An 11,587-nucleotide genomic window follows, 5' to 3' on the forward strand; every position below is an offset into this window, starting at 1 on the left:
GTACTATCAAGAACATCACAGACTTCGGTGCTTTCATCGACCTGGGTGGTCTCGATGGCTTACTGTACATCACAGACATCAGCTGGGGCCGTATCTCTCACCCAAGCGAAGTACTCCAGATGGATCAGAAGATCAATGTGGTGGTATTGGACTTCGACGACGAGAAGAAACGTATTAGCTTAGGTTACAAACAGCTGACCCCGCATCCGTGGGATACTTTACCCGCACACATCACCGAAGGTGCTAAAGTGAAAGGTAAAGTGGTGAACATCGAAGATTACGGCGCATTCCTGGAAATTCTGCCTGGTGTAGAAGGCCTGGTGCACGTATCTGAGATCTCCTGGGCTTCTACGCCTATCAATGCTAAAGAATTCTTCAAATTAGGCGAAGAGTACGAAGCAGTGGTAGTAACGCTGAGCAAGGACGAGCGCAAAATGAGCCTGTCTATTAAACAGCTCACAGAAGATCCATGGGCTACTATCGAAACTAAATTCCCGCTGGAAAGCCGTCACAAAGGTATCGTGAAGAACATCACTCCTTATGGCGTGTTCGTAGAGCTGGAAACCGGTATCGGTGGTATGATCCACATCTCTGACCTGAGCTGGATCAAACGTTTCAATCACCCGAGTGAGTACACGAAAGTAGGTAACGAAATCGAAGTAGTGATCCTGGGTATTGATAAGGATAACCGTAAGCTGAGCCTGGGTCACAAACAGATCGAGGAAGATCCCTGGAACACTTTTGAAACTATCTTCCCGATTGGTTCTCACCATGAAGGTACCGTAGTGAAGAAAGATGAGAAAGGTGCAACTGTACAGCTGCAATACGGCCTGGAAGCTTACGCTCCTGCCCGTCACCTGCGCACGGAAGATGAGAAACCCATCAACGTGGAAGATGTGAAAGAATTCCAGATCATCGAATTCGATCGCAGCGAAAAACGTATCCTGGTATCTCACACCCGCGTTTGGGAAGCCGCTAAAGCAGAAGAGAAAGAAGCCGTTGCCAAAGAGAAGAGAGCAGATGCTGACAAAACCCGTAAGGCAGTGAAGAACATTCAGAGCAAGGTAGAAAAAGCTACCCTGGGCGATCTGGGTGCACTGGCCGAACTGAGAGAAAAGCTGAAGCAGAACGAAGGCGGCGAAGAGAAGAAAGGCGAATAATTACGACAAGCTTTTAAGCTCACATACAATCCCCCGGCTTTACGTCGGGGGATTTTTATTTATAAACATCTATCGCTCCCCATCCTCTCCAATCCTCCGCAACTATTGCTAACTGCTAACTACTAACTGCTAACTGCCAACCGCTAACCGCCAACTGCCCACTGCCCACTGCCAACTATCTCACTAGGACACCACAGGATGCCCCTGCTGAAACCACGCCCTATTTTCATAAGCGGCAATTCCACGCATTATTGTTTAAATTTCTACGTTATAGGTAATCAACCGTTCACCCGCAATTGCCCTGAAACTATCGCAGCAACTATGATACAACAACATTTTTCCCGTATATGCTTTGCGCTGTGCTTACTGGTACAGCTGCAAACACACGCACAATCCCTGGCTGTAGTAAATGTAAAAGATCTGCGTTGTGAAGCCCGGCAATCGCCGGTAGGTATTGATGTAGCGCAGCCTGTATTCAGCTGGCAGCTGGAATCTATAGGCAGGGATGTGCAGCAAACGCATTACCGCCTGCTGGTTGCAACATCTGAAACCCTGCTGGCCGGCACGCCCGACCTGTGGGATTCGGGTAAGATCCCATCTGCACAAAGCAGCTTTATACCTTATGCCGGCAAGCCTTTGCAAAGCGCTACCAGCTGCTACTGGAAGGTAGAGGTATGGACCAATAAGGGAGGCCCGGCCACTGCCACCGGTATTTTTACTACCGGCATTATGCAGCCGCAGGAATGGGATAAAGCGCAATGGATAGCTTATGAGAACCTGCCGGATAGCAGTAAAATATACCCAGGTGTGCATGGCAGCGGGAATAACCTGGGTAGCAAAGGCCTGCAGCGCCCCGTTGTGCCCTGCCTGCGCAAATCCTTCCTGGTGCAGAAACAGGTGCAGCAGGCACTGGTATTTGTAAGCGGCTTAGGGCAGTATGAGCTGTACCTGAACGGCAATAAGGTAGGCAATGATTTCCTTACTCCCGGCTGGACCAACTACAACAAGGTATGCCTGTATAACAGCTTTGATGTAACAGCGCAATTAAAGCCGGAGGAAAATGTAATAGGCGCTATAGTCGGCAATGGTTTCTTTAACGTTAATCGCGAGCGCTACCGCAAGCTGGTAATAGCACAAGGTTATCCCATGCTGCGGGCGAAGCTGGTGATCCGTTATACCGATGGCACCAGCACAGAAATAGTGACCGATAACAGCTGGAAAACAGCGCCCTCGCCGATTACCTTCACCAGCATTTACGGCGGTGAAAGTTATGACGCTACATTAGAGCAGCAGGGTTGGTGCCGTGCCGGGTTTAAAGACGCTGCCTGGAAGGCCGCCTTACCCGTACAAAGCCCGGGTGGCGAAATGCGCGCCCAGCGCGAGTACCCCCTGCAGGTAATGGATAGCTTTACAGTACAAAGAACATATACCCCGCGGCCGGGCAGGTACGTGGTGGATTTCGGGCAAAATGCTTCCGGCATCGTCCGCATAAAAGTAAAAGGGAAAAAGGGCGCGGTAGTACGTATTACGCCCGCTGAATTGCTGGACGATGAACATCTTCCTTACCAGAAAGCCAGCGGATCGCCTTATTATTTTTCGTATACCCTTAAAGGTGAAGGCACAGAGGAATGGACGCCCCGCTTTTCCTATTACGGCCTGCGCTACGCCATGGTAGAAGGTGCGGAGCCTGCCGCTACTTACAAAGACGGTGATTCCGCGCAACTACAGGATATTATCTTTTTGCATACCCGCAACAGCGCGCCAACAGTGGGCAGCTTCAGCTGTTCCGATACTTTGTTCAACCGCATATTCACGCTCATTAACTGGGGCATAAAAAGCAACCTGGCCAGCGTAGCAACTGATTGCCCGCACCGCGAAAAACTGGGCTGGCTGGAACAAACCTATTTGCTGCGCAACTGTGTAGGTTATAATTATGATGTGCTGAACCTCTATAACAAAACAGTGAACGACATGATGGATGCGCAGCTGCCCGATGGCCTGGTGCCGGACATTGCGCCGGAATATGTGGAGTTTGACGGCGGCTTCCGCGATTCGCCGGAATGGGGCAGCGCCAGCATACAAATACCCTGGTTCCTGTATACCTGGTATGGCGATAAGCAGGTGCTGGAAAGAGCATATAACATGATGCAGTGTTATATAGATTACCTGGGCAGCCGCGCTCAAAACCACATCCTGGACTACGGCCTGGGAGATTGGTATGATATGGGACCCAAACACCCGGGCATTGCACAGCTAACACCGCTGGCACTAACGGCTACGGCTATCTATTACCAGGATGCAGATGCCATGGCTAAAACAGCTGCGGCATTAGGCAAGCGTGCAGATGTGAACCGCTACCGCTCGCTGGCAGATAGTATCCGGAAGGCGTTTAACAAAAAGTTCTTTAACCCGGCCACCGGCACTTATTCAACTGGCAGCCAAACGGCTTATGCCATGCCGTTATACACCGGTTTGGTAGAGGAGCGTTACCGGAAAAAAGTGTTCAGCAACCTGCAGGATAGCATTCGCAAAGGGAATTATGCATTAACCGCAGGCGATATCGGCTACCATTACCTGGTGAGTGTATTAAGCAATGGCGGCGCATCGCAGCTGCTGTATGATATGAATAAGCGGGATGATGTACCGGGATATGCTTTCCAGCTGAAACACGGCGCCACGGCGCTTACAGAAAGCTGGCCTGCGCTGCGCTATGTATCCAATAATCACATGATGCTGGGGCATTTGATGGAATGGTTTTACAACGGCCTGGCAGGCATACGCCAGGCGCCGGACAGTAAAGGCTTTGCTATGCTGGAAATAGCGCCCATCCCGGTAACAGGTATAGACTGGGTAAAAGCAGGTTTTGAAACATTACACGGCCCGGTGCAGGTAGCCTGGCATAAAGAAGGCAAAAAGTTTGCGCTGGAAGTAACCATACCCGCCAATACCCGGGCCCGGATCATAATGCCGGGCAATAAAAAACCGGAACTGATAGGCTCCGGTACTTACAGTTTTACCACGCAGCTGTAATAATTACGAATTAGTTAATTACGAATTACGAATTGAGTACTTCATAGAAAAAAAGTCCTGCACCTTATGATGCAGGACTTTTTTATTATAGTATTTCATTTATTCAATTACATTTCATCATCCGCTGCATTCAATTATTCATAATCATAATTAATTTCAAAGGCATTCATGTTCCGCTTTTTGCGGAATCGTAATTGACAATTCGTAATTAAACAAACGGCGCTAATTCCGCATCTCCAAAAGCCAGCAGCGAATCCAGCTTCAGATCTGCCAGCGCATAACGTTTATCGTTACGGTTGTGCGCTTCAGGTACTACCACTACTTTCATACGGGCCGCTTTGGCAGCTATCATGCCGGTAACGGAATCTTCAAACGCCAGGCAGTGCAGGGGATGGCTGCCCAGCGCTTCTGCGCAGGCCAGGTATACTGCAGGGTGAGGCTTGCCATGCGATTCAAATTCCGCAGAGCGGATGGCGTTGAAATAAGGTTTGATCTCCAGGTGGTCCAGCGCAGAATCGATCAGGCGCAGGGGAGAGGAAGATGCTAACCCCAGCTTGAAGCCCTTGGTGCGGAAATAATCCAGTATATAATGCAGGCCCTCCATGGCAGTGCCCTGGGCCAGTATTTTAGAAATAACAGTATCAATGATCTCGGTAGTTACCTGCTCCCGGCTTTTGCCGTTCCATTGAAAATAGTCGTGCCAGTAATCCACTACTTCTACGGTGCGTAAACCCGTGGTTTGGGAAGTGAGCTCAGAGGTCAGCTCCACACCTACCGTTGCAAATACTTCCCGCATTGCCTTGCCCCATAATGGCTCAGAATCTATCAGCAAGCCATCCATATCAAAAATCACCGTATTAACCATATTTTATGCCTTTTTGCGCCGCAAAGATAAACAAACAAATGTGCAGATGTGCAAATATGCAGATGTGCAGATGAAATGCAGCGGATAATGCTCATCGGGGCCGATTTTACTATGCAACCCACCCGGCACATCAGCACATTAATGCATTCATCATCTGCACATCTGCATATCTGCACATTCAGCAATTATCAGGTTGCCCACCCTTCCCATCTCAGCTACTTTTGCGATATTACAAATGCAAATACAATGGAAATACAAGACAAATTGAATTACGATCGGATTGCCACCGCTATCGATTACCTGTCCGTAAACTTTAAGGAGCAGCCGGACCTGGACGAAGTGGCCGCGCAGGTGCACCTGAGTCCCTTCCATTTCCAGCGCCTGTTCACCGCCTGGGCCGGGGTAAGCCCAAAAAAGTTCCTGCAATACTTAACTACCGCATACCTGAAAGATAAGCTGCAGGCATCTTCCAACCTCATAGAAGCGGCAGAATGGGCCGGCTTGTCCAGCCAGTCGCGGGTATATGACCTGTTTGTGAATATGGAGGCAGTTACGCCCAACGAGTTCCGCAACAGCGGCGCAGGGCTTACCATCCAGTACGGGTATCATGATACGCCTTTCGGCAAATGTTTCATAGCAGTTACGCCACGCGGGATCTGCGGGTTAAGCTTTGTAGAGGAAGGGCAGGAGGAAGCCGCCCTGCAGGACCTGAAACAACGCTGGGCCTTTGCCAATATTGAGCCGCACCAGGCCTTTACCGCCGGTTATATGCAGCAGATCTTCCCGGAAGGGGGCATGCCGGGCGGCAAGGTGCACCTGCTGGTGCAGGGCACCAACTTCCAGGTAAAGGTGTGGCAGGCCTTGCTGCAAATACCACCGGGAGCAGTATCCACCTACCGGCAGATCGCTAAAAGCATCGGCAGCCCCGATGCCTCCCGTGCCGTAGGTACTGCCATTGGCCAAAACCCGGTGGCCTGGCTCATTCCCTGCCATCGCGTTATCAGGCGCGAAGGTATCCCCGGCCAGTACCACTGGGGCGCCACCCGCAAAAAAGCCCTCATTGGCTGGGAAATGGCGCAGATGGAGCCTTCCCACCCATAACCAGCAGTTATTACGCATAATTAATAGTTATCCTTTATGGCCCGCTTTTCACCCCGAAAAGTTTTGTTTATCTGACCGGGCTGTATATCTTTGTATTAGTCTACTAAAATTATGGGAATATAGGCTATATGAGGAGGCATAGCTATATAACGATAGAAAAAAGTATTGTTTTACAATTACTTATATAAAGCCTCCTGCATAAGGGAGGCTTTAATTTTAGATACCAGGTTTACGATCCTCCGCCAACAAATCGTAAATCTAAAATCTTAAATCGTAAATCAGATCAGTATGCAAAGCTTCAGAACAGAACTGGAAAATCCCGTTGTAGAGAAGGATATCATAGAGCTGGACAAAAAGATCAAATTGTTCAGGGAAGGGCAGATCCCGGATGAAAAATTCCGCAGCCTGCGCCTGGCACGCGGCATCTATGGCCAGCGCCAGCCCGGTGTACAAATGATACGCATCAAATTACCCTACGGTAAAATGACGCTGCAGCAGTGGGCCCGGATCTGTGACGTATCTGACGAGTACTCCATCAGCAACCTGCACCTCACTACCCGCCAGGATATCCAGATCCACTACGTGAGCCTGGAAAGAACGCCGGAACTGTGGGCACAGCTGGAAAAAGATGATGTGACCATACGCGAAGCCTGCGGTAACACTGTACGTAACGTTACTGCTTCTGATAAAGCCGGTATTGACCCGGATGAACCGTTTGATGTAACGCCTTATGCAGATGCTACTTTCCGCTACTTCCTGCGCAACCCCATTTGCCAGGATATGGGCCGTAAGTTCAAGATCGCTTTTTCTTCCAGCGATAAGGATACTGCCTGGGCTTTTATGCATGATGTGGGAGTGATCCCTAAAGTGCGCCAGGTAGATGGTAAAGAGGTACGCGGTTTTAAAGTAATGGTAGGCGGCGGCCTGGGTGCACAGCCTTACCTGGCCCACACTGCTTTTGAATTTTTAGAAGCCGATCAGCTGATCCCTTATATCGAGAATGTACTGCGCGTATTTGACCGTTATGGTGAAAGGGCCAGCCGCCACAAAGCAAGGCTGAAGTTCCTGATCCAGAAAATAGGTTGGGAAGAGTTTGACCGCCTGGTGAAGGAAGAGCGTAAAGCACTGAAATCACAGGCATTTGTGATCGATGGTACCGAGGAAACAGTAGCGCTGCCGGAAGAGAACGCCGCGCTGCCTGCCTACAGCATCAAAGATCCCAAGCAATACGAAGCCTGGAAAACAACCAACGTATTTGAGCAAAGACAAAAAGGCTTTTTTGCCGCTTATATACGCGTACCGCTGGGTAACATGGGCACCGCCACTGCCCGTGAGTTGATAAAAACGCTGAAACCCGTTATAGCAAACGATGTGCGGGTAACTGCCAACCAGGGTTTGCTGTTAAAATATATCCGTCCTGCACATTTGCCTTATGTATTCAGCGTGCTGGAAGCAGTAGGTTTTGCTGCGCCGGGTTTTGACAGCATTGCAGACATCACTGCCTGCCCCGGTACCGATACCTGTAACCTGGGTATCAGCAGCAGCACCGGTATTGCCGCCAAGCTGGAACAGGTGATCCACGATGAGTATCCTGACCTGGTATACAACAAGGATATTAAAATAAAGATCAGCGGTTGCATGAACTCCTGCGGCCAGCACGGTATAGCAGCCATTGGTTTTCACGGCAGCTCCTTAAAGAGCGGCGGCAAAACATTACCCGCTTTGCAGGTATTGTTAGGCGGCGGTATTGTGGGTAACGGCGTAGGCCGTGTAGCCGATAAGGTTATTAAGGTGCCCAGCAAACGCGGCCCCGATGTACTGCGTGCCCTGCTGAATGATTTTGATGCAAATGGCCAGGAAGATGAGCTGTTCAATGATTATTTCGACCGCCAGGGCGATCGTTATTTTTACGAGCTGCTGAAACCTTTAACTGACCTGACTACCCTGCAGGATGAAGATTTTGTGGATTGGGGTCATGAAGAAAAGTATGCAACGGCCATTGGAGTAGGCGAGTGCGCCGGCGTGGTGATAGACCTGGTAGCTACCCTGCTGTTTGAAGCAGAGGAAAAGCTCGGCTGGGGCGCTGATGCGCTGGCGGTGGGTCAGTATGCAGATGGTATTTACCATACTTACTCCTCCTTTGTACAGGGCGCCAAAGCGCTGCTGCTGGGCGAAGGCGTAAGCTGCAACACACAGCACGGTATCATCAATGATTTTGATAAGCATTTCGTAGCTACCGGTAAGATCAATATTGAAGGTGGTTTTAAAGCACTGGTAATGCAGATCAATGAGCACGAACCGTCTGAAAGCTTTGCCAAACAATACTATCAGCAGGCAGCCGATTTTTACAAACAAACACAGGCCTACCGCGAAGCAGCAGCTGCTGCCGCTGCTCCGGTAACCGCATAAAAGAATGTAAAATGTAAAATTTTAAATCATAAATGTAAAAGTAAAAATGCGGTGAACATAAGCCTGTACTCGGTTTTACTTTTACATTTGAAATTTTACATTTAAGATTTTACATTTTTTTTCTCACTACTACCACTGATCTAAAGAGAATTGTATGCAACCAATAGTTCCAAAATTAACGCTCGTAGGTGCAGGGCCTGGTGATCCGGAATTGATCACCGTAAAAGGCCTGAAAGTGATACAGCAGGCAAAAGTGATCCTTTACGATGCGCTGTCTAATAATGAACTGCTGGAACACGCGCCTGCCAACTGCCTGAAACGTTTTGTAGGCAAGCGCGCCGGTATGCATGTATATTCTCAGGATGAGATTAACCGCATGATCGTTAAGTACGCGCTTACTTTTGGCAGCGTGGTACGGCTGAAAGGCGGCGATTCCTTTGTATTTGGCCGCGGCCAGGAAGAGATGGCCTTTGCGCAGCAGTTTGGTATTGAAACGGAAATAGTGCCGGGCATCTCCAGCGCAGTAGCTGTACCGGGCATTAACAAAATACCCGTGACCGCACGGAATGTAAGCGAAGGTTTTTGGGTGATCACCGGCAATACACAGAACGGCAATCTTGCCCGCGATCTTGAATTTGCCATCCAGGCCAATACAACGGTAGTAATATTAATGGGTATGAGCAAGGTAGCTGAAATAGCCGCTGCATATACCGCACAGGGTAAAGGCAGCACACCGGCCGCCATTATCCAGAACGGTACCCTGCCTAACCAGAAAATAGGCGCCGGTACCGTGAACGATCTTGCGCACATAGCTGCCAGCCACGAGCTGCGCAATCCCGCCATTATTATAGTAGGAGAGGTGGTGCGCTTCCACGAAGCGTTCCAGGCCATGCAGGAAAAACTGGCCGCTGAATTAAAAATGGCAGTATAATGTGAACGATTGTGAGGTGAAAGTGAATTAACTTCAGGTCATGGAAGAGAACCATTTGTTTCCCGTATTCTTTAAGCTGAACCGCCTGCACACCCTGGTGGTAGGCGGCGGCAACATAGGCCATGAAAAACTGAATGCCATGCTGCAGAACTGCCCGGATGCCAACATTACCGTAGTGGCAACCTGGTTCTTACCGGAAGTAGAAGCGCTGGCGCAAAAACATCACACCATTACCCTTATTCAAAAAGAATTTTCCTGTGGCGATATGATCGGCAAAAGCCTGGTAATAGCCGCCACGAACGATAAAGAGCTGAACTATACCATTTGGGAAAAGGCCAAATGCAGCAAGGTGCTCATTAATGTAGCCGATACTCCGGAGCTCTGCGATTTTTACCTGGGCTCCATTGTACAGAAAGGAAACCTCAAAATTGCCATTTCCACCAATGGCAAATCCCCTACAGTGGCCAAACGCCTGAAACAGGTATTACAGGAGGCCATTCCCGACACTCTCGATGAAGTGCTGAACAAGCTGCAGGTGATCCGTGACCGGCTGAAAGGCGATTTTACCGAAAAGGTAAAACAGCTGAATAAGATCACCGATGTGCTGGTGCAGGAAAAAGAAAAAGAACAGTGATCTTCCTTTAATCTCCCTTTTATTGCGGATCTCTTTCTCAGTAGGTTGCCCTATATGGGATCGCTATTGTTGATGTTTACTGCCTGAATTTTAAATATAAATTATTGTAATATGATTATTATGCTGCGGAGCAATTGAGGAGATTATTTGTCGAATAGCGCCTTATTCACAGTTATAAGTTTGATAATCATATTATTAGAGCATAAAATCTCAATCAATAGCCAGCTCTAATGTTATATTATAATTAAAAATATGTTATCGTTTTGGTGTTAGAATAGATGAAAATTCAATTTATCTCTCTATTTTTATGCTACAATAATGAACGGATGTTATCACACAGTAATGCTGAAATATGCGTTCATTTGGGTTACACAAAAGACAAGATCATAAAACCAACCGACGGGAGCAACGCTACCGGCGTTGCTCCTTTGTTCTTTCTAAGATTCTTTTTATTGCTGTTACAGCAACAAGATAGTAGCGGTCATAGGCGGGGTTCGACTTAACGGGCCCCCAGGTAAGCTAAGGCCATCTAAGATCTTTACCTTGAAACCTATTAGTTGCGAAAAAAGGCTCCGCCTTATGCCGCGCCAAAACCCCGGTCTGCCCCATTAAATTATTGTTATTGCTACGCGCAGATCCATTTATCAACCAGGATTCCCGCTTCCCTATAGTTTACCTTCTACCGGGCCCGAAAGGGGCTCCGGTAAAGGTGTTATTATCGTGTTATGGGTGCTCAACACATCTTAATATTCAGTATATTTATAGTGAACAAGAGTTTTAAGTGCGTATGATTGAAACAACTTTATCGACACAACTAATCAACCCCACCGTAACCTATGTAAAGAAGGAGTTGACCCATGCAGAAGGCGGACACGACTGGTGGCACATTCAAAGGGTTTGGCAGCTGGCCAGGCATATTGGTTCCAAAGAAAACGTAGATATGCTGGTAGTAGAGCTGGGAGCCCTGCTGCATGACATTGCAGATTCCAAATTCCATAACGGCGATGAAACGGTCGGGCCTGAAAAGGCGCGCACGTTCCTGCAGTCTATTGATGCGCCGGAATCTGTGACCAATCACGTTGTCAGCATTATTCAGAACATCTCCTTCAAAGGTGGGAACCATCGTCCGGACTTCCGTTCTCCGGAGCTGGCGGTGGTACAGGATGCGGACCGGCTGGATGCTTTGGGCGCTATTGGCATAGCACGTACGTTTAATTATGGCGGCTTTAAGAACCGTCCGATGTACGATCCTTCTGTTACGCCCAACATGACCATGACCAAGGAACAGTACAAACAAAGCCTTGCGCCAACCATCAACCATTTTTACGAAAAGCTGCTGCTGCTGAAAGACCGTATGAACACTAATACGGCCAAAGAAATGGCAGAAGAGCGGCACCGTTTTATGGAGCAGTTCCTGGAACAGTTTTACCGGGAATGGGATGTGGATGTAGCGTAGC

8 protein-coding genes are annotated in these 11,587 nt (G+C 48.7%); 7 read left to right on the forward strand and 1 reads right to left on the reverse strand.

What is annotated here, in order from left to right; all coding sequences use genetic code 11:
- Both VIM87_RS12095 and VIM87_RS12100 read left to right on the forward strand, forming a co-directional pair.
- The coding region (locus VIM87_RS12095; RefSeq protein WP_331997240.1) for a S1 RNA-binding domain-containing protein at positions 1-1,160 on the forward strand (1,160 nt) is incomplete at its 5' end.
- 321 nt (positions 1,161-1,481) lie between these two features.
- Positions 1,482-4,190 carry a family 78 glycoside hydrolase catalytic domain gene (locus VIM87_RS12100; RefSeq protein ID WP_331997241.1) on the forward strand — a complete coding sequence of 903 codons (2,709 nt, stop codon included), beginning with the start codon at positions 1,482-1,484 and terminating at the stop codon, positions 4,188-4,190.
- 208 nt (positions 4,191-4,398) lie between these two features.
- Here VIM87_RS12100 and hxpB read toward each other — a convergent pair whose 3' ends face one another.
- Complete coding sequence (gene hxpB / locus VIM87_RS12105) at positions 4,399-5,055, reverse strand: hexitol phosphatase HxpB (RefSeq protein WP_331997242.1); 657 nt, start codon at positions 5,053-5,055, stop codon at positions 4,399-4,401.
- Positions 5,056-5,319: 264 nt separating this feature from the next.
- Between hxpB and VIM87_RS12110 the strand changes: the two genes are divergently transcribed.
- The 5 genes from VIM87_RS12110 (at position 5,320) to VIM87_RS12130 (ending at position 11,586) form a co-directional block, all read left to right on the forward strand.
- Positions 5,320-6,156, forward strand: a complete 837-nt coding sequence (locus tag VIM87_RS12110; protein ID WP_331997243.1) for a methylated-DNA--[protein]-cysteine S-methyltransferase — start codon at positions 5,320-5,322, stop codon at positions 6,154-6,156.
- A gap of 288 nt (positions 6,157-6,444) precedes the next feature.
- Complete coding sequence (locus VIM87_RS12115; RefSeq protein WP_331997244.1) at positions 6,445-8,565, forward strand: nitrite reductase; 2,121 nt, start codon at positions 6,445-6,447, stop codon at positions 8,563-8,565.
- A 154-nt stretch (positions 8,566-8,719) separates the two neighbouring features.
- Positions 8,720-9,496: a uroporphyrinogen-III C-methyltransferase gene (gene cobA, locus VIM87_RS12120; protein ID WP_331997245.1), complete on the forward strand. Its 777-nt coding sequence runs from the start codon at positions 8,720-8,722 to the stop codon at positions 9,494-9,496.
- Between the two features lie 40 nt (positions 9,497-9,536).
- Entirely contained in the window at positions 9,537-10,130 is a 594-nt protein-coding gene (locus VIM87_RS12125; protein WP_331997246.1) for a bifunctional precorrin-2 dehydrogenase/sirohydrochlorin ferrochelatase, read from the forward strand.
- Between the two features lie 787 nt (positions 10,131-10,917).
- Positions 10,918-11,586 carry an HD domain-containing protein gene (locus tag VIM87_RS12130; protein ID WP_331997247.1) on the forward strand — a complete coding sequence of 223 codons (669 nt, stop codon included), beginning with the start codon at positions 10,918-10,920 and terminating at the stop codon, positions 11,584-11,586.
- Position 11,587 lies beyond the last annotated feature (1 nt).

Origin of the sequence: Chitinophaga sp. (assembly GCF_036569125.1) — a bacterium.
Classification (GTDB): Bacteria; Bacteroidota; Bacteroidia; order Chitinophagales; family Chitinophagaceae; genus Chitinophaga.